Raw genomic sequence first — 22,179 nt, 5'->3', positions numbered from 1 at the left:
TGTCAAGGGTCGAAGATCCGCGCAGCGGACGCCGGAGGCGCCCTTGACGCACACCACCACGACTAGCACCATCAAGCAGCCCGGAGCCGCGCCCCCACGCCGCCAGTCCGCCAACCGCCCCCAACCGCTCACCGATCCACGCCGCGCCGAAGGCGCCAACACCAGCCGCCGCCGCAGGCGGTGTCCCCTTGCACGTCCCGTCCGCCGAAACACCTTCACGCGTTCCGCGGTGTGCGGCGCGCCGAAGGCGACAGAAGAACCGCCGCCGCCGAAGCCGGTGACCTTTTGCACTTCCTCTCCGCGGTTGAGGTCGGTCAGCGGGTGATGGGCACCTCGGTGCCGGCCCGTGCGGACTCGTAGATCGCGGTCAGGATCCGGGCCATCTCCAGGCCGTGCTCGGCGGTCGCGTCGGCTGGGATCTCGCGGCGGCAGATCCGCAGGAAGTGGTCGATCTGGTTGGCGAACCCGACCGCGAAGTCGAAGCCGAGCGAATCGATCTGCGGCTGGACGTGCAGCAGGGTGTCGTGCCGCTCGGTGATCATCAGCAGCTCGGGCTCGATCTCCGCGCCGCCCTTGTCCCCGTGGATCTTCACACTCGTCGAGTTCCGCGCGTGCAGCGAGTACGACGTGTCCACGTCGAGCACAGCGCCGTTCTCGAACCGGATCTGCGCGGTCGCGTAGTCCTCGACGTTGTTGACCCGGGACTCCGACGCGGCCCGGTACCGGGTCAGGTGCTGGATGTTGTCCCGGGCACCGAGCGGCGAGAACGTCGCACCCGAGGCCGAGACGGCGGTCGGCATTCCCATCAGGTACCAGCACAGGTCGATGATGTGGACGCCGAGATCGATCAGCGGACCGCCGCCCGAGATCTGGACGTCGCCGAACCATCCGCCGGGGTTGCCCGCCGCCCGGATGATCGTGGCCCGCGCGGCGTAGATGTCACCGAACTCGCCCGCGTCCAGGAAACGCTTCGTCACCAGGGCGTTCGGCGCGAACCGCCGTACGTAGCCGATCTGCAGAGCCTGTCCGGTCTCCTGCGTCGCGCGGACCAGCGCCTCGGCCTCCGCGACCGTCACGGACATCGGCTTCTCGACCAGCACGTCCTTGCCGGCTCGTAGCGCCGCCTCCGCGATCGTGGCGTGCAGGAGGTTCGGGACGCAGATGCTCACCGCGTCCACACCGGGGTCGGTGAGGATCTCGTCGACGACGTCGGTGGCGCGCGGAACACCGAACTCGTCGGCGCGCGCCTTGGCCCGGGTCCGGTCGATGTCGCACACGGCCACCAGTTCGGCGTGCGGGTTCTGCTGGTACGAGACCAGGTGCTGGGTGGCGATGGCGCCCACCCCGATGACAGCGATGCGGGTCGTCATGTCAGGCGGCTCCTGCCAGTCTGAGGATGTTGTCGAGTGAGCGCTCGATGGCGTCCAGAGGCGACTCCAGGCCCTCGAACTCCAGGCTCACCGGTACGTCGGGCTTCGTGCCGACCAGCGCCAGCAGGCCGGCGAGGTCCAGATCGCCGTGCCCCGAGATCGTGCCGAGGAGGTAGTCCCCGGCCAGCGTCCTGAGCCAGCCGTCCCCCGCAGACCGGCGGATGTGGAAGTCCTTCACGCCGACCGAGGCCGCGATGTCGATCAGGCTCGCGGCGGTCCTGCCCGGCACCTCGCCGACACAGAGTCCGTTGCCGAGGTCGAGCGTGACCCGGAAGTTCGGGCGGTCGACGGCGTGCACGAGCCGGGCCAGCCGGTCGCTGCCGTTCATGAAGAAGCCGTGGTTCTCGATCGTCGACACGATGCCCAGCTCGGCAGCGTGATCCGCGACCGCCCGGCAACCTACGACGACCTGCTCGAACGTCGACTCGAACTCGCCCGGGTCCTGTTCACGCCACGCCCAGGGCGCGACGTCGTGCCGGAAGATGCGAGCTCCGAACCGGTGCGCGACGTCCAGCTGCCGGCGCAGCCGGTCGATCTCCTTGTCCTCCGCCGTCCGCAGGTCGCCGCTGACCAGATAGTTCACGATCGGTACGCCGATGTCACGGGCGTGCGCGGCCGTAGCGCTCACCACGTCAGCGCGCTCGAGGTAGTACTCCCCGTCCATGGCGGCGATCTCGAGATGCCCGGCCGGTGACGCCGCGACCCAGTCCAGGACGGCGATCAGGTCCATCTCGCCGCGCGCCATCAGCGAGCGGAAGCAGTACGAGCTGACTCCTAGCTTCACAGAGTGGTCCTCTCCAGGTCGTTGGTGAGCTGGATCCACGGACTCGGGTAGTCGTGGACCCCGTAGATGCCGGAACTGAACTGGTCGAATGCGTTGCCGACCGCTCCGAGGACGACGGCCTCACGGCCGAGCGCCGACGCGACGAAGGGCGGGCGCTCCGGAAAGACCAACTCCCTCTCGACCGCCGCCGCGAGCGGACGAAGGAGTGCGCTGCTGTCCTGCGGACGTCCGCCCCGGACGACCACGACCTCGGGATCGACGACCAGCAGCACAGTGGCGATGCGGCCGGCGATCTGCGCGCAGAAGTCCTCGATCTCCGCCTGGGCATCCAGATCCCCGGCGGCTGCCGCTGTCAGCACGGCTTCACCGGTGGGGTGCGACGTCCAGATCAACTGCCCCCGCTCGGCGTTCCGGGTCCAGCGCATACCTCGCTGTGCGCCGAGCTCCCCGGCGAGCCGATGGCGTCCCTGCCGGATGACTCCGTTCAGGACGATCGACACGGACAACCGACGGCCGATCTGGAGGTAGACGACATCGGAGTACCCGCGTCCTGCGCCGCCGCGTTGCTCGGCGAGGGCGGCCAGCTTGATGTCGTTGTCGACGGTCACCGGGCAGCCGACGTCCTGTGACACGATCTCGGCGACCGGCAGGCCCACCAGTCCTGGCAGCGCGAGACTTGCGCGCAGGTGACCGTTCGTCTCGATCACACCGGGCAGAGCCAGGCCGACCGCGCGGAGCCGCCCGAGATCGACGGCGCTCTCCTCCGCGACCGTGTGGATCGCTCGCTGGATCAGAGCGATGCCCGCGTTCCGGCGCCCCTTCAGTTCCGTGTACCCCAGCCGGCGTCCGGACAGATCGCAGATCACGGCCCGCGCCCCGCGCGGACCGAGGTCCACGCCGGCGACCAGCCCGGCCTCCCGGGCGAAGCGGAAGGCACGCGCAGGCCGGCCCGGCCCGGCGGTCGACGGACCGGTGGGCACGACCAGGCCGGCCTCGAGGAGATCGTCGAGGACGGCGTGCACGGTGGGACGCGACAGCCCGGTCTCCGCGCTGATGACGCCGACCGTGCGCGCCTCCTCGGCGCCGGCCAGGAACCGCAGACACGCCACCTGGTTCTCCGACCGTTCAGCGTGCATGGCTCCCCAGTCGTTATGCAATGGGCTTTAATAAAGACCGTAGCAGAACCCTCCGAGCCGCAGCAACTGTGGCCTGGGGCAACAAACCCTCAGCGTTGCAGGACAGCCCGTTCGACCACCGTCCACGTGGTCGTGGTCAGCAGGTACAGCCCGGCCGCGAGCGGGACGAACGCCGCCGTGAGCACCGTGCCGAACGGCAACCACCGAGCCAGCCGGCGCGACCACGGCGTCGCCGACTCATCGAGCTGCCGCAGCGCCAGGCGCGCCGAGAACCAAGCCACCACAGCCAGCAGTACGGCGAGTGCAGCAAACGCCGGTGTGGCCGCGAACACCGGCCAGTGCAGCCCCAGCGGCGCACCAAGCAGGCTGCCGCTGATCAGTTGGTTCGACTCCCCCGCGACCATCGCGCGGGAGAACAGCGTGTACATCAACCAGAAGAACGGCAGTTGGGCCAGCATCGGAAGGAAGCCCGCAAACAAGGTCGTCCCGGACTCGGCCTGCAACTTGGCGACCTCTCGCTGCAGACGCTCCGGGTTGTCCCGGTGGCGATCGGTGATCGCTTTCAGTTGCGGCATGAGCGCAGCGCGTGCACGCATCCCGCGATGCGCCCGGACGCTGAGCGGCAGCAGAAGCAGGCGTACGACGAGCGTGCACAAGACGATCGCGGCCACGGCAGCGTACGCGCCGGCCAGCGGTTCGATGGCGGTGACGAGGGACGAGATCAGGTGATAGGCACCGGCGACCGGCGCCTCCAGGAAAGAAGGCACAGCAAGACTCCACGAGATGAGTAGGAACGGGTAGCGGAAGTGCTCGCTACCGTCCTGGTGCTCGTGGGCGTGGACGTCCGGCCGCGTCCGGGTCGCGGAGCCGCAGGAACGCAGTCTCCTCCGCACGGTGCCGGACCGACACCGCGATCGCCCGCAGCGGCGCCGTCGCCGGCGCGGACGCGCGTGCGACCAGCAGCAGGGTGAACAGCAAGGCCGCCGCCGTGAGCACGGCGGCGGCCAGGGAAGCCGAGTCGAAGACAGGGATCGCCAGCGCAAGCACGCCGGCGATCACCTGGGTCATCGATCAGTCCAGGTAGTCCCGCAGGACCTGGGAGCGGGACGGGTGGCGCAGCTTCGACATCGTCTTGGACTCGATCTGGCGGATCCGCTCGCGGGTCACGCCGTACACCTTGCCGATCTCGTCCAGGGTCTTCGGCTGGCCGTCGGTCAGGCCGAAGCGCATCGAGACCACACCGGCCTCGCGCTCGGACAGCGTGTCCAGGACGGCGTGCAGCTGCTCCTGCAGCAGCGTGAACGAGACCGCCTCGGCCGGCACGATCGCCTCGGAGTCCTCGATCAGGTCGCCGAACTCGGAGTCGCCGTCCTCACCGAGCGGGGTGTGCAGCGAGATCGGCTCGCGGCCGTACTTCTGCACCTCGATGACCTTCTCCGGGGTCATGTCGAGCTCCTTGGCGAGCTCTTCCGGAGTGGGTTCGCGACCGAGGTCCTGCAGCATCTGCCGCTGCACGCGGGCCAGCTTGTTGATGACCTCGACCATGTGCACCGGGATCCGGATGGTCCGGGCCTGGTCGGCCATCGCGCGGGTGATCGCCTGCCGGATCCACCAGGTGGCGTACGTCGAGAACTTGTAGCCCTTGGTGTAGTCGAACTTCTCCACCGCGCGGATCAGGCCCAGGTTGCCCTCCTGGATCAGGTCCAGGAACAGCATGCCGCGGCCGGTGTAGCGCTTGGCCAACGACACCACCAGGCGCAGGTTGGCCTCGAGCAGGTGGTTCTTGGCCCGCCGGCCGTCCTCGGAGATCCAGTCGTACTCGTCGCGGACCTTGTCCTTCAGCTTCGCGGCCTCGTCACCCAGCTGCTCCTCGGCGAACAGGCCGGCCTCGATCCGCTTGGCGAGCTCGACCTCCTGCTCGGCGTTCAGCAGCGGGACCTTGCCGATCTGCTTCAGGTAGTCCTTGACCGGGTCCGCGGTGGCACCGGCGACCATCACCTGCTGCTCGGGCTCGTCGGTCTCGTCGGCCTCGGAGACGACGAAACCCTCGTCCTCGGTCAGCTCCTTCTCCAGCCCCTGCACAGCGTCGGGCTTGAAGTCGGACTCGTCCACGTCGTCGAGTGAGCGCGGCTTGCCGGTCTTGGGATCGATCGACAAACCAGCCTCGGTGACTTTGCCGGGGACGGCCTTCTTCGCCGGCGACTTCTTGGCGGCGGCGGCCTTCTTCGCGGGGATACCGTCCTCCTTGGTGCCGGCGGGCTTGGCCGCGGCCTTCTTCACTGCCGCCTTCTTGGCAGCAGGGTCGGTCACTCGGGCGCTGGTCCTCGGAGCCGTGCTGCGGGCGGTGGCGGCCACTGCCCGGGCTGACTCGGCGGGAAGATTCTCGGACGAGCTGGACGACACGAATTACCTCTCGTCTGACGCAGGGTTTGTAGTACGGCGGTACGGCGGTGGTGCGAGTGCTTTGGGGTACGACTGTGTGCGGCTGCTCGCTGGTCAGGCGGCGGCAACACTACATTGTAATCCGCGAGCCAAGCCCAAGCGCGCCGCGACCCCCCGAACGACATGCCTCGGCCCCTTCCGGGCGGTGCGTTCCCGCTCGGTCGGGGCCTGAGCACTTCACCGTTCAAACGTCGCCTTCTCAGCCGCCTAGCCGTTGCGGGTCCGCCGCAGCGGACGCGCCACCACCCGCTGCTGAACCAGCTGCTGCTCCTGCTTGAACTGCCGCACCTTCACGAGCGACGCCACGTCGATCACATCCGCGACGGATTTGTACGCGCCGTCCTCGCCGTACGGCTCGGATGCCTCGCGCCAGCCCCGCGGCCGGACCTTGAGCTGCTTGCCGAGCAGCGCGACGAAGATCTTCGCCTTCTGCGCGCCGAAGCCCGGCAGGGCCGACAGCCTGGCCAGCAGGTCGTCCCCGGACTTCACATCGGACCACAGGCCCGAAGCGTTACCGGCGTACTCCTCGTCGAGGTGCTTGGCGAGGGTCTGGATCCGGGCCGCCATCGCGGTCGGGAACCGGTGCACGGCCGGCGGGCCGGCCACCACTTCGACGAACGCATCCGGGTCGTAGTGCGCGACCGTGGACGGATCGAACGGTCCGGCCATCCGCTTCGCGATCGCGACCGGGCCCGCGAATGCCCGCTCCATCGGAATCTGCTGGTCGAGCAGCATGCCCACCAGGAGTGCGAACGGATCTCTGCTCAGCATCTCGTCGGCGTCGGGCTGCTGTGCGAGGCACAGCTTCTTGCTGCGTGTCGAAGTCACCTCAGTCCTCCCCTTCGTCGGCCTTCACGGCCAGCACCGGACACGGAGCGTCGAGCAGCACCCGCTGGGCATTGCTGCCGAGGATGAGCTTGCCGACCGGGGACCGGCGGCGCAGGCCGATCACGATGAACTCCGCGTGCACCTGCTCGGCGACGGCCACCAGGTCCTCCGCCGGATCGAGTCCACGCACCAGCTGCCGCACCTCGTAGGGCACGCCGGTCGAGTCGAGCTGCTCCCGCACCTCCGTCAAAGCGGCGTCACTCGCCGCGGCCTCGTCGCTGTCGAAGCTGCGACCGCCCCGGTGTGAGTTCACCACCACGAGCTTGGCGTCACGAAGCGTTGCCTCTTCCGCCGCTCGCCGAAGGGCTGCACGGCCCTCGGCCTTCGGCACGTAACCCACGACGATGGTCGTCATCGCCCTGCCTCACCTCCGGGTGTCGTGTCGACCCGTTCCGAACGATACTGCTCCCGACCGTGGTCGGCATCCGCTGCATTTGCACCTGTTGTGTCGCGACGGTGACGGACGGCTGATCGTCGTGCGGGTAGTACTCCACCACCGCCCCGGCCACCGTTGTGGCAGCCACGCCGGTGCCCGAGTACTACCCGCGACGGAACTCTCTAACCTTCCGGTGGCCACACCTTTGCAGGGCTGTCACCCAACGCGCCACCCCTGTAGTCCGGGTCGTTATCGAACTCCCCACCCAGTTGCCTAGGGCACCCGACGCAGCGTGACCATTCCTGTCCTACGTTGTCTGCCCGACTAACCGGTTCAGTGCAGACTCCTTCCCCACCCCACGACCCCGGTCAGTCGATCGGCCACGTGTGCACTGGAGCGTTCTCATGCATGTGCTCGGAGTACCTGCGCAGCATGCCGCGCAACGCGTCCCGGCGGCCGTGAGGTCCTCTTGTATACAGTCGATGAAACTCATCGGCCTGCCAGGCGGCGCCGTTGCGGTTGGTCAGGCAGCGCTGCTCGATGATGCCGAGCAGGCGATCGCGGACGGCGGCGTCGACACCCCACGCGTCCAAACCGCGAGAGGCCAACGGGAGCAGGCGTCGCAGCACCAGCTCGGTCGCGCGCGCGGTGCCGACACCCGGCCAGAACACCTCCGCGTCGATGCCGTGCCGAGCGGCCGAGTGGAAGTTCTCCTCGGCCGCGCTGAACGACATCTGCGACCAGATCGGCCGTTCGTCGTCGGCCAGCGCGCGAACCAGGCCGAAGTAGAAGGCGCCGTTGGCCATCGTGTCGACGACCGTCGGACCGGCCGGCAGCACCCGGTTCTCCACCCGGAGATGGGGCTTCTCCCGGACAACGTCGTACACCGGGCGGTTCCAGCGGTAGATCGTCCCGTTGTGCAGCCGCAACTCCGAAAGAGCTGGGGTGTCGCCACGGTCGAGGACGGCGATCGGATCCTCGTCCGACGTCACTGGCAGCAACGCCGGGTAGTAGCGCGAGTTCTCCTCGAACAGGTCGAAGATCGAGGTGATCCAGCGTTCACCGAACCACACCCGCGGCCGCACGCCCTGGGTCTTCAGCTCGTGCGTGCGGGTGTCGGCGGCCTGCTCGAACAACGGGATCCGGGTCTCGCGCATCAGCTCCTTGCCGAACAGGAACGGCGAGTTCGCGCCGACCGCGAGCTGGACGCCGGAGATCGCCTGGGCCGCGTTCCAGTACCGCGGGAAGGCTTCCGGCGTGACCTGCAGGTGGAACTGCGTCGACGTGCAGGCCGCCTCCGGCACGATCGTGTCGGCGGTGATCGCGAGCCGCTCGATGCCGTCGATCGCGATCTGCACGTCCTCGCCGCGGGCGGCGAAGATCTGGTCGTTCAGCAAGGCGTAGCGCGGGTTGGTGCTGAGCGCCTCGCGGTGGATGTGCTCGGTGAGCAGGGTCGGCAGGATGCCCACGACGACCATCGACGAGCCGGTCCGGGCCGCCTTCTCCTCGGCCGCGTTCAGGCTGTCGCGGATGTTCGCCTCCATCGTGTCCAGCCCGATGCCGTCGATCTGCCCGGGCGGCACGTTGATCTCGATGTTGAACTGGCCGAGCTCGGTCTGGAACGCGTCGTCCTCGATCGCGCTCAGCACCTCGGAGTTCTTGAAGGCCGGGTCGAACTTCTCGTCGACCAGGTTCAGCTCGATCTCGATCCCGGTCATCGGGCGTTCCGGGGCGAACCGGGCCTCGCGCAACATCCGTGCGAACGCATCCAGATTGCGATGGACCTGGCTGCGGAACGCGGTCCGGTCTGCCCGGGTGAACTCGACCCGGTCGACTTCCTCACCCATCTGCGCCTCCCAGTCGGAGTGTGCGGGGTACGACGTAACTTCAGTCTGCCTGACCGGTACCCGGTTTTGTCGGTGCAACCGGCGAGACTGGTGCCGTGCGTGGTGAACCCTCGGTGCTGCATGTCGACCTGGACGCGTTCTTCGCGGCTGTCGAGCAGCGCGACAAGCCGTCGTTGCGCGGCAAGCCGGTCGTGGTCGGCGGCATCGGCGTCCGCGGCGTGGTGTCCACCGCGTCGTACGAAGCCCGCAAGTACGGCGTCCGGTCCGCGATGTCGACCGCGGAGGCGCGGTCCCGCTGCCCGCACGCGGCGTACCTGGGGCCGCGCTTCGAGGTGTACCGGCGGACCAGCCAGGCGGTGATGGCCGAGATGCGGGCGCTGTCGCCGCTGGTCGAGCCGCTGTCGCTGGACGAGGCGTTCGTCGACCTGTCCGCGGCCGGGCTGACCGGGCTCACGGTGGACGACGTACAGGCGATCGCCCAGGACCTGAAGGACGCGATCCGCAAGGCCAGTGGCGGCCTGACCGCATCGGTCGGCGCCGGGACGTCGAAGCTGATCGCGAAGATCGCCAGCGACCTCGACAAGCCGGACGGCGTGGTCGTCGTACCGCCGGGGACAGAGGCGGAGTTCCTCGCGCCGATGCAGGTGACGGTGATCCCGGGCGTGGGTCCGGCGACCGCGCAGCGGCTGTCCATGGCCGGCGTGCGGACCGTGGCGGATCTGCAGCAACTGGACGAGGACGAGCTGATCCGCCAGGTCGGGTCGGCGCACGGCTCGAGCCTGCATCGGTTGGCGATCGCCGCCGACGACCGCCCGGTGGTGAGCGACCGCGAGACCAAGTCCGTCAGTGTCGAGGACACCTTCGAGACCGACATCGTCGACCGCTCGCTGCTGACCGCGATCGCGGACCGGATGGCCCACCGCGTCGCCGAACGGCTGCAGAAGGCGCAACTCTCCGGCCGGACCGTGACGGTGAAGACGCGGATGCACGACTTCACGACGCACACCCGGTCGTCAACGCTCGCCGGGCCGACCGACGACGCGCGGGTCGTGGCGCGGGTCGCGCGCCGGCTGCTCGACGAGAGCGACATCTCCGGCGGGATCCGGCTGCTCGGCGTCGGTGTCTCCTCGCTCGCCGACTGGATCCAGGACGACCTCTTCACCGAGAGCGAGGACGACGGCCGGCAGCCCGAAGTGGTCGAGCTGCCCGAGCGGGCGCGCGACCTCACCGGCTACTACCCCGGCCAGGACGTCTTCCACCCGGACTACGGCCGCGGGTGGGTCTGGGGCTCGGGCCGCGGCCGGGTGACGGTACGGTTCGAGACCGCGGACACGCCGCCCGGCCCGGTGCGAACCTTCGCCGTCGACGATTCCGCGCTCACGAAAGTGGTAACCGGTGGAGCGGAAGAGGACGACGAACCCGAACATGACCACAATGGGCGGAATGAATGAGGAACGGCGGGGGGTCTACCCGTTCTGTGCGTCCTGTACTGCGTCGTCGACCGCTTGGCGCGTGCCTGACGGGGCCGGCCCGGCTGGAGTCGGGACGCGGTTCGTCGGTCACCGGGATGTCTGTGAGAACTGCGGGTCGTCGGTCCGGACGCTGTACTCGACGGTCCTGTGGATTCCGGTGTCGAAGAAGGGCCGGTTCCGGATCATCCCGACCGGCGGCCGCAACTACATCGGCCGCAAGGTCGTCGACCAGCCGGTGCAAACCGTCGTACGGCGTTCTCCGAGCACGGCGCACCCGGAGCTCGACGGCGATCCGGCGTACCGGCAGGCCGAGGCGTACTGGGCGGACAGCGAGCCCGGTCGGGCGTTGCCGTTCTACCGGTCTGCGCTGATCGAGCGGGAGAAGGCGTTGCCGGCTGACGACCCGGCCACGCTGCGCGTGCGACTGCGGGTCGCCCAGGGGCTGCTTGCGACTGCGAACTACGGCCGGGCGATCGCGTGGTTCGAGTTGGTCACACCTCAACTGGTGGAGGTGTTCGGGCCGAACCACGAGCTGACCCGGGCCGCGACCGAGGCGGTCACCGGAGCGCGGTTGATGGTCGGCGGCCCACGCTCGGAGGCGACGCTCCTCGCGAACATCGTCACCGTCGACGAACAGGACCTCGACCCGCACGACCCGCAACTGCTGCGTGATCGCGCGGCTCTGGGCAGGGCATTGCTGGCCGGTGGCGAGATCGCGGCGGCAGTCGAGGCGCTGGCGCAGACGGTCAGCGATGCCGACACTGCGCTCGGCTCCTCGCACCCGGACACTGCGGTCTATCGCGCGGCGCTGGTAGAGGCGTGCGATGTGGCCGAGGCCCGGGGCAGGAAGCGGGACGTGCAGGCGGCCGAGGCGGCCCGGCCGTTGCTCAACCGCGCAGGCGCACCGACAAGCAGGTGACGCAGCCCTCGAGCTTCTCGAACTCGCTGATGTCGACGACGACGGGCGTGTAACCGAGCGACTCGAACATCTCAGCCGACTTGGGCGCGGAGGCTGCCATCAGCAACCGGTCCTCCCCCAGCAGTACGACGTGCGACCCGGCCTCCTCGGGGACGGGCTTGAAGATGTCGAACGCCTGCGGATCGTCGACCAGCGGCTCGTACCCGATGACCGTGCCGTCTGGAAGCGCGGTCACTGCTGACTTGAGATGCAGCACCTTGCGCACGGGCACGGAACGCACGGTCGCACCGAGCGGCGCGAAGGAGTCAGCCAGTTGGCGGATGCCGGCCTCGTTCGTCCGCCCGCCGAGTCCGACGTAGATGGTGGAGCCGATCTTGAGGACGTCGCCGCCGTCGAGGGTGCCCGGGTCGGTGATGTGCGCGATCCGGTAGCCCTGCGCTGCCACAGTCTGCTCGGCGGCCGCGGCTTCCGGACGGCGCTCGTCGGCGCCTGACCGGGCGATCACGGCGAGGTCGCCGTACACGACCATCGTGTCCTCGATGAAGACGCCGTCCGGGCACTCGTCGATCGCCGGCACCTCGACCGGCGTCCACCCGGTAGCCCGGAGCGCGTCGACGTACTGCTGCCACTGGCGTACGGCGAGGTCCGCGTCGACCGGGGTGCGTTCGATGTGTGTGATGAGGCCGTCGGCGAGGCGAGGGCTGGGGCGTCGGACCAGGACTGTCGGCATACCTGCAGGTTAACCGGGGTACCGGCGCGGCAGACGTTCGAGAACGGAGGGCGACGAATGCCGAAGATCCTGCCGGCGATGGGTGGCGACGTGGTGGAGATCATCCTTGCGGACCACCGGTGGTTCGAAGAGGCGTTGCGTGAGCTGCGCGACGTGCAGAGCGACCGGTCCGCCGTACTGGCCGATCTGGCCACGGTGCTGATCGCGCACGCGGAGGCCGAGGAGTCGAAGGTGTACCCCAGCCTGCGGCGGAAGGACGCGATCGACGCCGAGGAGGTCGAGCACTCCGAGCACGAGCACGACGAGGGCAACGAGGCGCTGCTCGAACTGATGCAGGTCGAGGAAACCGGCAGCGAGGAGTTCAGCGAGAAGCTGCACGAGCTCTCCGAGGCCCTCTCGCACCACCTCGACGAGGAGGAGCGCGACGTCCTCAACCCGGCCCGGACCGACGTCTCCGAAGAGGTCCGCCGGCAACTGGGCGACGCATTCGCCGAGGAGCGCGCCCGCCTGATCGACTCCGGCTGCGGCGACATCACCAACGTCCGCAAGCTCGTCGAGGCCGCACAGAAGGCCTGAGCCGAGCCCGCTTAGGATCCCGGGTGTGGCCGGGCTGCTGGAGCATCGCGGATACGTCCGATTCTGGATCGCCGATGCGGTGTCGATGGTCGGCTCGTCCGTCAGCGCGCTCGCCCTGCAGGTCGTTGCCGTCGTCACCTTGCAGGCGTCCGGCACCGAGGTCGGGATCCTCAACGCGGCCCGCTGGCTGCCGTACCTGCTGTTCGGCCTGCTCGCGGGGGTGATCGTCGATCGCTACCGCCGCAAGCCGCTGCTCGTCGGCACCGACCTCGCCCGGGCGATCGTGCTGGGTGTCATCCCGCTCGCAGCGATGCTGGACGTTCTCAGCCTTCCGCTGCTGATCGCCGTCGTACTCGTCTTCGGCACGTTGTCCCTCGCGTACGACGCCGCACACCAGTCGTTCCCGCCGTCGCTCGTACCCACCGACCTGCTCACGTCGGCGTGGGCGCGACTCGAACAGACAAGTGCGGTGGCACAGACGGGCGGACCGGTGTTCGCCGGTGCGCTGATCAGGCTGATCGGCGCGCCGGCCGCGATCCTGGTCGACGCGGTGTCGTACCTGCTGTCCGGCCTCGTGCTCGCCACCGTCCGCCCGCGAACGCCGGAAGTTGCCGAAAGCACCGGTCAGCCGCGGCACCTGGGCCGGGAGATCCGCGAGGGGCTCAACTGGGTCTATCGCAACAGCACCCTCGGGCCGATCACGACGACCTCACACGTGTGGTTCGTGTTCCAGGGCCTGCTCACCACGGTCTTCGTCCTGTTCGTGCTCAACACGCTCGGGCTGAGCGCGTTCTGGCTCGGCGTGACGTACGCGTGCGCCGGCGTCGGCTCGGTGATCGGCGCGACCGCGTCCGGCCGGGTCGGCCGGCGGTTCGGGGTCGGACCCGCGATCATCGCCTGCCGCTGGCTCAGTCCAGTCGCCTACCTGACCGTGCCGCTCGCCGGCGACAACGCGGCCGGCATCGTGCTGCTCTGTGCCGGCCAGTTCGTCCTGGGCGTCTCCCTCGGCATCGACAGCCCGATCGAGATGGGCTACCGCCAGTCGATCACGCCGTCCGGGCTGCTCGGGCGGATGAACGCCACGACGCGTTCGTTCAACCGGGCCGCCATTGTCATCGGCGCACCCGCCGGCGGCCTGCTGGCCGACCGGTTCGGCACCCGTACGGCGCTCTGGATCGGTGTCGGCGGCATGGTAGTCCAGGCCGTCCTCCTGCACCGCTCCGCCTTCCGGCACGCCCGCCTCACAACGGAATCGTGAGGCCTTCCTCGGCGGTGAGGACTTCGCCGTCGAACTCTCGCTGGGCTTCGGCGAGCGAGATTGCGCGGTCGGAGCCGGGCCAGAAGTGGGTCAGGAGGAGGCGGTTCGCCGGGTTGGCGCCGCGGGCTGCTTCGGTTGCGGTCATCACGTAGCGCGGGCTGGTCTGTGGTGACGGGCTCTGCAGGGTCGCGTCGGAGATGAACAGGTCGGTGCCCTGGGCAAGCTTTGCCAGGTCGTCCGAGGGTCCGCTGTCGCCGGTGTAGGCGACGGACACGCCTGGTGCGGTCAACCGGACGCCGAGGTTGGTGACGTAGTGCGGCAGCAGCACGGTCTCCACGGTGAAGGGACCGAGCTGAGTGGTGGTCGCGAGGTCATGTACGTCGAAGACCGTGGCCGGATCTGGGTTCGGCTCGAGGGCGCGCAGTACGTCGAGAACGCCTGGCGGACAGTGCAGCGGGATCGGGGCCGCGTCGCGTGCCTCGTAGTACCGGACTCGGGCGAGGGCGCTCACGTCGACGCAGTGGTCGGGGTGTTGATGCGTGACGATGATCGCGTCGACGTCACCGGTCGGGCGGTGGCGAAGCAGCTGCGGCAGGGCGGCGTACCCGAGGTCGAGGACGACCGTGAAGCCGTCGTACTCCAGCAGGAAGCCCGCACACGCACGCCCGGGTTCCGGCCAGGCGCCACAGGATCCCAGGACGGTGAGCGACCTCACCGGACGGCGAACGGCTGGTCGCTCGGGACGATGTCCTTGCCCAGGGGCAGCAGGGAGATCGGGATCAGCTTGAAGTTCGCCAGGCCGAGCGGGATGCCGATGATCGTGACGCACAGCGCGATCCCGGTGGCCAGGTGGCCCAGCGCCAGCCACCAGCCGGCGAAGATCACCCAGATGATGTTCCCGAGGACCGCGCCGGCGCCGGCCGACGGCTTGTCGACGATGGTCCGGCCGAACGGCCAGAGCGTGAACCCGGCGATCCGGAACGCCGCGATGCCGAACGGGATCGTCACGATCAGCACGCAGCAGATGATGCCGGCGACCGCATACCCGATCGCCAGCCAGAACCCGGCCAGCACCAGCCAGATCAGGTTGAGAAGCGTCCTCATGCTTCCAGCCTGCCATCCGATGGGCGCAGACCGTGCGAACTCGGGGATGAATCCGGGCTAATACTGATCGGTGCTGAGGGTCGCGAACGTCAGGCCGGCCTTCATCAGCCGCTCGCGCAGGTGTGGACCCATGGCGGCGGCTGTGGTGGTCTGGCCTGCTGTCTTCGGTACGTCGTCGAGGGCCAGGCAGAGGGCGCTCTCGCCGAGCATCTTGGCGGTCTCGCCGTACCCTGGATCGCCGCCGGCGACCTCGGTGATCACCTGCTTGCCGCCGCCGCGGCCGACGAAGCGGACGTTGAACCACGACTTCGCGCGGCGTTCGGGACTCGGGCCGTCGCCGGGTTTGAGGCGGTTCAGGAGCGCGTTGCGGGCCGGCGGGATCTGCGCGGCAGCGACCAGGAGCGCCATCCCACCGATGCCTCCGGCAACCACCGGAAGGCGTCTGACCGCGGCGAAGTGCGAGTACCGGAAGTCGGGGCCGTAGCGGTCGAGCAGGCGCGCGGAGTAGCCGACGATCTGCGGATCGATGGTCGGCAGCGGCACTGCCCAGAAGCCTTGCTCGCGGTGGATCCTGCCCGGGACCGCTTTCGCCGAACGGCCTTCCGGACGCGGCTCGGCGCGGCGCCGGGCGCGATGGGCCTCGAGGTTCTGCTTCGGCCGGGAGAACGCGGTGATCGCGGTGTGGAAGGTGCCGCCGGAGGGCCGCCCGCCGCCGCGGAGCAGACCGTTCACCTGGATCGGCACGCGCTCGGGCAACTGCTCGACGGTGAACTGCACACCGAGGTCGTACGGGATCGAGTCGAAGCCGCAGGCATGAATGATCCGGGCACCGGTCTGTACGGCGCGCTCGTGGTATCGGACGTACATCCGGTCGACGAACTCGGGCTCGCCGGTCAGGTCGAGGTAGTCGGTCCCGGCGTCGGCGCAGGCGGCGACCAGCGCCTCGCCGTACTGGATGTAGGGGCCGACGGTGGTGACCACGATCCGGGTCGACTCGGCGAGGGCGCGGATCGACTGCGGGTCGGTGACGTCGGCGTGCAGGACGTCCTTGCCGAACCGCTCCAGCTTCGCTTTGTTGCGACCGGCAACTGCCCAGCGCAGGTTCGCTGGTGCGTGCTCGGCGAGGTACTCCGCGGTCAGCGCCCCGGTGAACCCGCTGGCCCCGAGCAGCACGACGTCGTACTGGCGGTTCATCGTCCGGCGGCCTTCTCGGTGTCGGCGCGCCCGCCGGCGCCGGACGCCCGGGTCGACTCGGCGGCGCCGCGCGCCTGGATGTCGGCCAGCGCGGCCCGGTCGGCCTTCGGCACGCTGAACCGGGACCCGGCCTCGATCACGTGCGGGATCAGCCAGCGGAACACCTTCAGCGCACCGATCCACCCCGGCACGTGCACCGTCCGCGAGCGCTTCTGGATGCCCTGGGTGAACTTCTCCACCGCGAACTCCAGCGGATACACCTTTCCCGCCAGCGGCACCCCGGTCCGCACCTTGCCGAACACCGGGTGCTCGTCCACGCCACGCACCATGTCGGTGTCCACGAACGTCATGTGCGCCACCCCGACCCGGACGCCGAGGTGCTTGAGCTCGACGCGCAGCGTGTCGCCCATCGCCTCCACGCCGGCCTTGGCCACGTTGTACGACGCGAGTCCGGGAATGTGCACGATCGCCGCAAGAGAGGACACAAGCAGCAAGTACCCCTTGCTCGCCAGCAGATGCGGCAGCGTCAGGTTGACCGTGCGCCAGACGCCGTACAGGTTGACGTCGAGCACTCGCTCCCAGACCTTCGGGTCCATGCTGCGGGTGAACCCGGGCGCCGCGATACCGGCGTTCGCCATCACCACGTCGATCCGGCCGTACCGCTCGACCACGCCCTCGATCGCGGTCCGCAGCGACTCGGTGTCTGTGACGTCGGCCTCCCACCAGCCGGCATCCGGGCCACAGTCCTCGGCGACCTTCTTCAGCTCGTCCGGCTCCAGGCCGATCAGCGCGAGCTTGGCGCCGTGCTGAGCGAGCCGGCGGGCCACGGCGGCCCCGATTCCACGGGACGCTCCGGTGATGAGGACGACCTGGCCAGGCAGCGGACGCATCGGGGACCTCCAGCTTGTTGAGTGGGCACTCAACAGTAATCGCGTATTGACCATTTACTCAATAGACTGGCCGTATGACCCAGACCTCGTCCGCCCGGCTGCGCCCCGACCAGCGGCGTGCGCAGATCCTCGAGGCCGCCCGCCGGGTGCTGGTCGCCGACCCGCACCGGGAGCTCACCGTCGAGCTGGTCGCGGCCGAGGCCGGCGTCTCCCCCGCCCTGCTGTTCCACTACTTCGGCTCGAAGAAGAAGTTCCAGTACGCCGTCATCGAGGAAGCCGCCGCCGAAGTCATGCTGCGGACCGCCCCCGACCCGTCGCTGCCGCCCGAGGAGCAACTGCGCTCCGGCATCCGCGCGTTCGTCCGCGCCGTCCTCGAAGCGCCGCAGCTCTACCGCGCGACCTTGCTGATGTCGGCGGCCGGCGATCCCGCCGTCCGCGCGCTGCACTCGGAGATCCGGCAGGTGTTCAGCACCTGGGTCATCGGCGCCGTCGGTCAGCGCGGCATCGAGATCACACCGGCCGTCGAGCTCGCCTGCCACGGCTGGCAGGGGTACGTCGAGCAGACTTTGATGACCTGGATCGACAACCCCACGATCCCCGCCGAGACCCTCGAAGACCTTTGCGAACGCTCGCTCGATGCGATTCTCGCTACGACTCACTGAAGGCTGTCAGGGCGTCGAGCGTCGCCTTGGCCATCCGATCCGTCATGTCCGCGCCGACAGCCTCGCGCAGGCTCTGGTCGACGTCGTTCAGCACGGCCCGGCAGCGGTCGAGGAGCTCGTGACCTGAAGCCGTCACCTGCAGGTCGGCAGTGCGACCGCGACCAGGAGCGGTACGGCGTTCCACGGCGCCCATCTCCTGCAGTTGAAGGAGCGTGGACTGCATGCTCTGAGCGGTGATGCCGTCGCGGCGGGCCAGTTCGCTGTAGGAGAGACCCGGCTGGTGGGCCAGGTGACCGAGAGCCGAGAAGTGCCGCATGGTCAGACCCTGTCGACGGAGCTCGGCGTCGGTCCGGTCCCGGAGCTGGCGGCCGAGCATCATCAGCAGCAGCGCGGGGCTGATCGGCGGCTGACCGGTCTCTTCCATCGGCACATCATGGCAGGCGGGTCGAGTTTCAGGTTGGCTGATACTTGAGTTACAGTCTGCCTGAAACTCGCCCACCCGTGAGATCGGATCCGGATGAACAAGTTCCTGCTCAGCGTGCACGTGATCGCTGCCATCATCTTCGTCGGGCCGGTGACGGTCGCGGCCAGCATGTTCCCGCCGCTCGCCCGGCGCGTGCTCACGTCCGACCAGCCGGAGACCGGGGTGCTGACGGTGCTGCACCGGATCAGCCGCGGGTACGCCATCGGCGGCCTGACGGTCCCGGTGTTCGGCATCGCGGTGGCGGTCGGTCTTGGAGTACTGACGGACTACTGGCTGATCATCTCGATGGTCCTCACCGCGATCGCCGCGGCCGTCCTCGCGTTCGTAGTGCTTCCCGCGCAGGCCCGAGTCCTCGACGCTGCGGGCTCGTCCCTCGAGGTGCGTGAGCAGTCGCTGCCCCAGGCGAAGGCGCTGTCCATGACCACTGGTGTCTTCGCGTTGCTGTGGACCGTTGTCGTGGTGCTGATGATCGTCCGTCCCGGCTCGACGACGGGGGCCCGATGATTCGGGTGCTGAAGATCGCCGCGGCCGTTGAGGCGGTCAGTGTGTGTCTGCTCTTTCTGAACCTGTTCACGGTGCACTGGCCGGCCGTGTCGTCCGCGCTCGGCCCGACGCACGGGACGGCGTACCTGGTGACGATCGTGGCGGCGCTGTCCACGGCCGGGGCGTCGAGGCGGGCGAAGGTGCTGGCGTTCGTGCCGGCGGTCGGCGGGTACCTGGCGTTGCGCAGTTTGTCGGTGCCGGCACGTTAGGGTTTGGGCGTGCTGACGGTCGCCACGGTGAATGTGAACGGGATCAGGGCTGCGTACCGGCGCGGGATGGCGCCCTGGCTGGAGCAGACCGATCCGGATCTGCTGCTGATGCAGGAAGTTCGGGCGACTGACGACGTACTGCGGGAGCAGCTCGGCGGGGACTGGAACATCGCGCACGCCGAGCCGACGATCGACGGCCACAAGGGTCGCGCCGGGGTGGCGGTCGCCTCCCGGCGGCCGATCAAGGACGAGCGGGACGACATCGGCCCGGCGCGATTCGCCGGGTGCGGGCGGTGGATCGAGGCTGACGTCATACTGGACGACGGGTCGCTGCTGACGGCGGTGAGCACGTACGTGTTCACCGGGGAGTTCGAGACGCCGCCGCGGCAGGAGGAGAAGTACGCCTTCCTGGATGCAATCACCGCCCGGCTCGCGAGGCTGCGCGCCGACGGGCGGCACGTGCTGATGTGCGGCGACCTGAACATCGCGCACCGCGAGGTCGACTTGAAGGCGTGGAAGGCCAACCGGAAGAAGAGCGGCTTCCTGCCCGAGGAGCGGGCCTGGATGGATCGGCTGTTCGCCGACGGCTGGGTAGACCTGGGCCGCCACTTCGGCGGCGAGGGCCCCGGTCCGTACTCGTGGTGGTCGTGGCGCGGCAAAGCCTTCGACAACGACGCCGGATGGCGCATCGACTACCAGATCGCCTCCCCCGAGCTCGCGGCCGCGGCGACCGGCTGCGTGATCCATCGCGCCCCGTCGTACGCCGAGCGCTGGAGCGACCACGCTCCGGTGGTGGCGACGTACGCGCTCTGACTTTCGCTTGTGGATAAACGGCGACGCCGGGTCGCCGGTTGCGGGTAGTCTCGCGGCATGTCCGAGATTGAATCCCTGAAGCCGCCGGTGGCGGCGCAGAAGCCGGTCGAGCGACGTCATCACGGTGACGTGTTCGTCGACGAGTACGAGTGGTTGCGGGACAAGTCCGACGACGAGGTGCTGGGGTACCTGCGCGCGGAGAACTCCTACACCGAGGCACGCACCGAGCACCTGGAGTCGTTGCGTGAGGCAATCTTCAAGGAGATCTCGGACCGGACGCTGCAGACCGACCTGAGCGTGCCGGCCCGGCACGGCGGGTACTGGTACTACTCGCGCACGATCGAGGGCAAGCAGTACGGGATCCACTGCCGGGTCAAGGCCGACGGCGACCAGCCGCCGGCGACCGACGGCGACATCCCGGGCGAAGAGGTGATGCTCGACGGCAACGAGGTGGCCGGCGACTCCGAGTTCTTCGCGCTCGGCACCGTCGACGTCTCCCCCGACGGCCGGCTGCTCGCGTACTCGGTCGACCTCAAGGGCGACGAGCGGTTCACGCTGCGGATCAAGGACCTGGCCACCGGCGAGCTGCTGCCCGACGAGCTGCCCGAGGTGCACTACGGGTCGGCCTGGTCCGCGGACGGGTCCACGATCTTCTACACCAAGGTCGACGACGCCTGGCGGCCGTTCCAGGTCTGGCGGCACGCCCTCGGCGCGACCGACAACGTCCTGGTGATGGAGGAGCCGGACGAGCGGTTCTGGGTCGGCGTCGACCTGACCCGCAACGAGCAGGCGATCATGATCGCCCTCGGCAGCAAGCTGACCAGCGAGGTCTGGCTGCTCGACGCCAACGACCCGGCCGGTCAGCCGGTCGTGGTCGCGCCCCGCCGCGAGGGCGTCGAGTACGACGTCGAGCACGCCGGCGACCAGCTGCTGATCACCCACAACGCGGACGCGCCCAACTTCTCCCTCGCGACCGCGCCGCTCGACTCCCCCGGTGCGTGGACGACGCTGATCCAGGGCGACGAGACCAGCCGGCTGCTCGGCGTCGACGCCTTCGCCGACCACGTCATCCTGTACCGCCGTCGCGACGCGCTCACCGAGCTCGCGATCATGCGCCGTACGGCGGACGGCTTCGACGCACCGGAGGTGCTGGAGTTCGACGAGCCGATCCACACCGTCTCCCCCGGCCGCAACGACGAGTGGCACGACACCCGCTACCGGTTCGGCTACACGTCGCTGGTGACACCGGGTTCGACGTACGACGTGAATCTCGCGACCGGTGAGCGGCGACTGCTGAAGCAGCAGCCGGTGCTCGGCGGCGTGGACCTCGGCGCCTACACGCAGTACCGGGAGTGGGCCACGGCCGAGGACGGGACGTCGGTGCCGATCTCGCTGGTCGCGCGCAAGGACGTGATCAAGGACGGGAACGCGCCGGTCGTGCTGTACGGGTACGGCTCCTACGAGAGCTCGATGGACCCCTGGTTCTCGATCCCGCGGCTGTCGCTGCTGGACCGCGGCGTGGTGTTCGCGATCGCGCACGTGCGCGGTGGTGGCGAGCTCGGCCGGCAGTGGTACGACAACGGCAAGATGCTGACCAAGCGGAACACATTCACCGACTTCGTGGCGGCCGCCGAGCACCTGGTCAAGGACGGCTGGACCCGGCCGGAGCGGATCGTCGCCCAGGGTGGCAGCGCGGGCGGCCTGCTAATGGGCGCGGTCGCGAACCTGGCGCCGCATGCCTTCGGCGGGATCGTCGCGGAGGTGCCGTTCGTGGATGCGCTGACGACGATTCTCGACCCGTCGCTGCCGCTGACTGTGATCGAGTGGGAGGAGTGGGGCAACCCGCTCGAGGACGCCGCGGTGTACGAGTACATGAAGTCCTACTCGCCGTACGAGAACATCAGCGCGCAGCAGTATCCGCGGATCCTGGCGATCACCAGCCTGAACGACACCCGGGTGTTCTTCGTCGAGCCGGCCAAGTGGGTCGCGAAACTGCGCGCCACCGCGACCGGAAACGTCGACGTTCTGCTCAAGACCGAAATGGAGGCCGGTCACGGCGGCCGCTCGGGCCGGTACGACGCCTGGCGCGAACTGGCCTTCACGCTGTCCTGGGAGCTCGACACCCTCGGCCTGGCCTGACCGTGGCGGGACGCCACCCACGGGAGGCGTCCCGCGTCACGGAGTGACCGTTTCGCGCGGGAACAGGGCGGGTACTTGCGGCGTTGCTGTTCGAGGTGAGGCCGATGGTGTGTTGTGCAACACATTCAGGGGCCCGAAACGCCGGGATTCTGCAGAGATTCTCAGCTTCCCGCCGCCGTGTTCCGCTGGGCCAGGCCGACGGAATACCCGGGAAATCTCACGGAAGGTGCGCAAACACGCCGAAATACAGGCCTGCCCGGACGGCGGCGTCCGGCAGGCGGCC

The 22,179-nt window shown here is 69.1% G+C and carries 24 protein-coding genes; 9 read left to right on the top strand and 15 right to left on the bottom strand.

From position 1 onward, the window contains the following. Nucleotides 1-314: 314 nt before the first annotated feature. The 9 genes from AB0H36_RS17925 to AB0H36_RS17885 all read right to left on the bottom strand — a co-directional run bounded on the left by AB0H36_RS17925 (nucleotide 315) and on the right by AB0H36_RS17885 (nucleotide 8,903). Nucleotides 315-1,370: a Gfo/Idh/MocA family oxidoreductase gene (locus AB0H36_RS17925; protein WP_360523810.1), complete on the bottom strand. Its 1,056-nt coding sequence runs from the start codon at nucleotides 1,368-1,370 to the stop codon at nucleotides 315-317. Between the two features lies 1 nt (nucleotide 1,371). Further along, on the bottom strand, nucleotides 1,372-2,214 hold the full coding sequence (locus tag AB0H36_RS17920) for a TIM barrel protein (RefSeq protein WP_360523807.1): 843 nt from the start codon (nucleotides 2,212-2,214) through the stop codon (nucleotides 1,372-1,374). Next, nucleotides 2,211-3,350, bottom strand: a complete 1,140-nt coding sequence (locus tag AB0H36_RS17915) for an ROK family transcriptional regulator (RefSeq protein WP_360523804.1) — start codon at nucleotides 3,348-3,350, stop codon at nucleotides 2,211-2,213. Before AB0H36_RS17915 ends, AB0H36_RS17920 begins: the two co-directional genes overlap by 4 nt. A gap of 89 nt (nucleotides 3,351-3,439) precedes the next feature. Continuing rightward, nucleotides 3,440-4,117 carry a membrane protein insertase YidC gene (gene yidC / locus AB0H36_RS17910; protein WP_360523801.1) on the bottom strand — a complete coding sequence of 226 codons (678 nt, stop codon included), beginning with the start codon at nucleotides 4,115-4,117 and terminating at the stop codon, nucleotides 3,440-3,442. A 46-nt stretch (nucleotides 4,118-4,163) separates the two neighbouring features. Then, nucleotides 4,164-4,418, bottom strand: coding sequence for a DUF6412 domain-containing protein (locus tag AB0H36_RS17905; protein WP_360523798.1), 255 nt, complete (start codon nucleotides 4,416-4,418; stop codon nucleotides 4,164-4,166). 3 nt (nucleotides 4,419-4,421) lie between these two features. After that, nucleotides 4,422-5,753 carry an RNA polymerase sigma factor gene (locus AB0H36_RS17900; RefSeq protein WP_360523795.1) on the bottom strand — a complete coding sequence of 444 codons (1,332 nt, stop codon included), beginning with the start codon at nucleotides 5,751-5,753 and terminating at the stop codon, nucleotides 4,422-4,424. A gap of 246 nt (nucleotides 5,754-5,999) precedes the next feature. Further along, a complete protein-coding gene (locus AB0H36_RS17895; protein WP_360523792.1) occupies nucleotides 6,000-6,620 on the bottom strand; it encodes an HhH-GPD-type base excision DNA repair protein in 621 nt (206 codons plus the stop codon). A gap of 1 nt (nucleotide 6,621) precedes the next feature. Then, complete coding sequence (locus AB0H36_RS17890) at nucleotides 6,622-7,035, bottom strand: universal stress protein (RefSeq protein WP_131357832.1); 414 nt, start codon at nucleotides 7,033-7,035, stop codon at nucleotides 6,622-6,624. A gap of 389 nt (nucleotides 7,036-7,424) precedes the next feature. Then, nucleotides 7,425-8,903 carry a glutamate--cysteine ligase gene (locus tag AB0H36_RS17885; protein ID WP_360523789.1) on the bottom strand — a complete coding sequence of 493 codons (1,479 nt, stop codon included), beginning with the start codon at nucleotides 8,901-8,903 and terminating at the stop codon, nucleotides 7,425-7,427. Between the two features lie 95 nt (nucleotides 8,904-8,998). Between AB0H36_RS17885 and AB0H36_RS17880 the strand changes: the two genes are divergently transcribed. Then, nucleotides 8,999-10,354 carry a DNA polymerase IV gene (locus AB0H36_RS17880; protein ID WP_360523786.1) on the top strand — a complete coding sequence of 452 codons (1,356 nt, stop codon included), beginning with the start codon at nucleotides 8,999-9,001 and terminating at the stop codon, nucleotides 10,352-10,354. Then, complete coding sequence (locus AB0H36_RS17875; RefSeq protein WP_360523783.1) at nucleotides 10,347-11,294, top strand: tetratricopeptide repeat protein; 948 nt, start codon at nucleotides 10,347-10,349, stop codon at nucleotides 11,292-11,294. The genes AB0H36_RS17880 and AB0H36_RS17875 overlap by 8 nt, the downstream gene beginning before the upstream one ends. On the opposite strand, the gene ddaH is transcribed toward AB0H36_RS17875, so the two are convergent. After that, nucleotides 11,263-12,024: a dimethylargininase gene (gene ddaH, locus AB0H36_RS17870; RefSeq protein WP_360523780.1), complete on the bottom strand. Its 762-nt coding sequence runs from the start codon at nucleotides 12,022-12,024 to the stop codon at nucleotides 11,263-11,265. The genes AB0H36_RS17875 and ddaH overlap by 32 nt on opposite strands. 57 nt (nucleotides 12,025-12,081) lie before the next feature. On the opposite strand from ddaH, the gene AB0H36_RS17865 reads away from it, so the two are divergent. Further along, complete coding sequence (locus AB0H36_RS17865; protein ID WP_360523777.1) at nucleotides 12,082-12,600, top strand: hemerythrin domain-containing protein; 519 nt, start codon at nucleotides 12,082-12,084, stop codon at nucleotides 12,598-12,600. 25 nt (nucleotides 12,601-12,625) lie between these two features. Next, complete coding sequence (locus AB0H36_RS17860) at nucleotides 12,626-13,858, top strand: MFS transporter (RefSeq protein ID WP_360523774.1); 1,233 nt, start codon at nucleotides 12,626-12,628, stop codon at nucleotides 13,856-13,858. Here AB0H36_RS17860 and AB0H36_RS17855 read toward each other — a convergent pair. Genes AB0H36_RS17855 through AB0H36_RS17840 form a run of 4 tightly spaced genes read right to left on the bottom strand, consistent with a single transcriptional unit; the run spans nucleotide 13,842 to nucleotide 17,046 of the window. Then, complete coding sequence (locus tag AB0H36_RS17855; RefSeq protein ID WP_360523771.1) at nucleotides 13,842-14,573, bottom strand: MBL fold metallo-hydrolase; 732 nt, start codon at nucleotides 14,571-14,573, stop codon at nucleotides 13,842-13,844. The genes AB0H36_RS17860 and AB0H36_RS17855 overlap by 17 nt on opposite strands. Then, complete coding sequence (locus tag AB0H36_RS17850; protein WP_360523768.1) at nucleotides 14,570-14,962, bottom strand: YccF domain-containing protein; 393 nt, start codon at nucleotides 14,960-14,962, stop codon at nucleotides 14,570-14,572. The genes AB0H36_RS17855 and AB0H36_RS17850 overlap by 4 nt, the downstream gene beginning before the upstream one ends. A 57-nt stretch (nucleotides 14,963-15,019) precedes the next feature. Further along, a complete protein-coding gene (locus tag AB0H36_RS17845) occupies nucleotides 15,020-16,156 on the bottom strand; it encodes a saccharopine dehydrogenase NADP-binding domain-containing protein (RefSeq protein WP_360523765.1) in 1,137 nt (378 codons plus the stop codon). Beyond that, a complete protein-coding gene (locus AB0H36_RS17840) occupies nucleotides 16,153-17,046 on the bottom strand; it encodes an SDR family oxidoreductase (RefSeq protein WP_360523762.1) in 894 nt (297 codons plus the stop codon). Before AB0H36_RS17840 ends, AB0H36_RS17845 begins: the two co-directional genes overlap by 4 nt. A gap of 74 nt (nucleotides 17,047-17,120) precedes the next feature. Here AB0H36_RS17840 and AB0H36_RS17835 point away from each other — a divergent pair, with 74 nt between their 5' ends. Continuing rightward, on the top strand, nucleotides 17,121-17,708 hold the full coding sequence (locus AB0H36_RS17835; RefSeq protein WP_360523759.1) for a TetR/AcrR family transcriptional regulator: 588 nt from the start codon (nucleotides 17,121-17,123) through the stop codon (nucleotides 17,706-17,708). Here AB0H36_RS17835 and AB0H36_RS17830 read toward each other — a convergent pair. Next, nucleotides 17,695-18,132: a MarR family transcriptional regulator gene (locus AB0H36_RS17830; protein ID WP_360523756.1), complete on the bottom strand. Its 438-nt coding sequence runs from the start codon at nucleotides 18,130-18,132 to the stop codon at nucleotides 17,695-17,697. The two genes, AB0H36_RS17835 and AB0H36_RS17830, sit on opposite strands and share 14 nt — an antisense overlap. 93 nt (nucleotides 18,133-18,225) lie before the next feature. Between AB0H36_RS17830 and AB0H36_RS17825 the strand changes: the two genes are divergently transcribed. From AB0H36_RS17825 to AB0H36_RS17810, 4 genes are read left to right on the top strand one after another with little or no spacing between them, the layout of a single operon-like run. After that, entirely contained in the window at nucleotides 18,226-18,696 is a 471-nt protein-coding gene (locus AB0H36_RS17825; RefSeq protein WP_360523753.1) for a DUF2269 family protein, read from the top strand. Then, on the top strand, nucleotides 18,693-18,944 hold the full coding sequence (locus AB0H36_RS17820; RefSeq protein WP_360523750.1) for a DUF3817 domain-containing protein: 252 nt from the start codon (nucleotides 18,693-18,695) through the stop codon (nucleotides 18,942-18,944). Before AB0H36_RS17825 ends, AB0H36_RS17820 begins: the two co-directional genes overlap by 4 nt. A gap of 9 nt (nucleotides 18,945-18,953) precedes the next feature. Then, a complete protein-coding gene (locus AB0H36_RS17815) occupies nucleotides 18,954-19,757 on the top strand; it encodes an exodeoxyribonuclease III (protein ID WP_360523747.1) in 804 nt (267 codons plus the stop codon). Between the two features lie 57 nt (nucleotides 19,758-19,814). Continuing rightward, nucleotides 19,815-21,896 carry a S9 family peptidase gene (locus AB0H36_RS17810; RefSeq protein ID WP_360523744.1) on the top strand — a complete coding sequence of 694 codons (2,082 nt, stop codon included), beginning with the start codon at nucleotides 19,815-19,817 and terminating at the stop codon, nucleotides 21,894-21,896. Nucleotides 21,897-22,179 lie beyond the last annotated feature (283 nt).

This window comes from Kribbella sp. NPDC050820, assembly GCF_040653975.1.
Classification (GTDB): domain Bacteria; phylum Actinomycetota; class Actinomycetes; order Propionibacteriales; family Kribbellaceae; genus Kribbella.
The sequence above is the reverse complement of the archived record's forward strand: the minus strand, read 5'-3'. Positions and strand labels throughout refer to the sequence as shown.

Excerpts from the sequence above, each read along its gene's own strand:
- AB0H36_RS17925 (WP_360523810.1), bottom strand. The coding sequence starts at position 1,370 with ATGACGACCCGCATCGCTGTCATCGGGGTGGGCGCCATCGCCACCCAG.
- AB0H36_RS17915 (WP_360523804.1), bottom strand. The coding sequence starts at position 3,350 with ATGCACGCTGAACGGTCGGAGAACCAGGTGGCGTGTCTGCGGTTCCTG.
- AB0H36_RS17905 (WP_360523798.1), bottom strand. The coding sequence starts at position 4,418 with ATGACCCAGGTGATCGCCGGCGTGCTTGCGCTGGCGATCCCTGTCTTC.
- AB0H36_RS17890 (WP_131357832.1), bottom strand. The coding sequence starts at position 7,035 with ATGACGACCATCGTCGTGGGTTACGTGCCGAAGGCCGAGGGCCGTGCA.
- AB0H36_RS17885 (WP_360523789.1), bottom strand. The coding sequence starts at position 8,903 with ATGGGTGAGGAAGTCGACCGGGTCGAGTTCACCCGGGCAGACCGGACC.
- AB0H36_RS17875 (WP_360523783.1), top strand. The coding sequence starts at position 10,347 with ATGAATGAGGAACGGCGGGGGGTCTACCCGTTCTGTGCGTCCTGTACT.
- ddaH (WP_360523780.1), bottom strand. The coding sequence starts at position 12,024 with ATGCCGACAGTCCTGGTCCGACGCCCCAGCCCTCGCCTCGCCGACGGC.
- AB0H36_RS17865 (WP_360523777.1), top strand. The coding sequence starts at position 12,082 with ATGCCGAAGATCCTGCCGGCGATGGGTGGCGACGTGGTGGAGATCATC.
- AB0H36_RS17850 (WP_360523768.1), bottom strand. The coding sequence starts at position 14,962 with ATGAGGACGCTTCTCAACCTGATCTGGCTGGTGCTGGCCGGGTTCTGG.
- AB0H36_RS17845 (WP_360523765.1), bottom strand. The coding sequence starts at position 16,156 with ATGAACCGCCAGTACGACGTCGTGCTGCTCGGGGCCAGCGGGTTCACC.
- AB0H36_RS17840 (WP_360523762.1), bottom strand. The coding sequence starts at position 17,046 with ATGCGTCCGCTGCCTGGCCAGGTCGTCCTCATCACCGGAGCGTCCCGT.
- AB0H36_RS17835 (WP_360523759.1), top strand. The coding sequence starts at position 17,121 with ATGACCCAGACCTCGTCCGCCCGGCTGCGCCCCGACCAGCGGCGTGCG.
- AB0H36_RS17830 (WP_360523756.1), bottom strand. The coding sequence starts at position 18,132 with ATGGAAGAGACCGGTCAGCCGCCGATCAGCCCCGCGCTGCTGCTGATG.
- AB0H36_RS17825 (WP_360523753.1), top strand. The coding sequence starts at position 18,226 with ATGAACAAGTTCCTGCTCAGCGTGCACGTGATCGCTGCCATCATCTTC.
- AB0H36_RS17820 (WP_360523750.1), top strand. The coding sequence starts at position 18,693 with ATGATTCGGGTGCTGAAGATCGCCGCGGCCGTTGAGGCGGTCAGTGTG.
- AB0H36_RS17810 (WP_360523744.1), top strand. The coding sequence starts at position 19,815 with ATGTCCGAGATTGAATCCCTGAAGCCGCCGGTGGCGGCGCAGAAGCCG.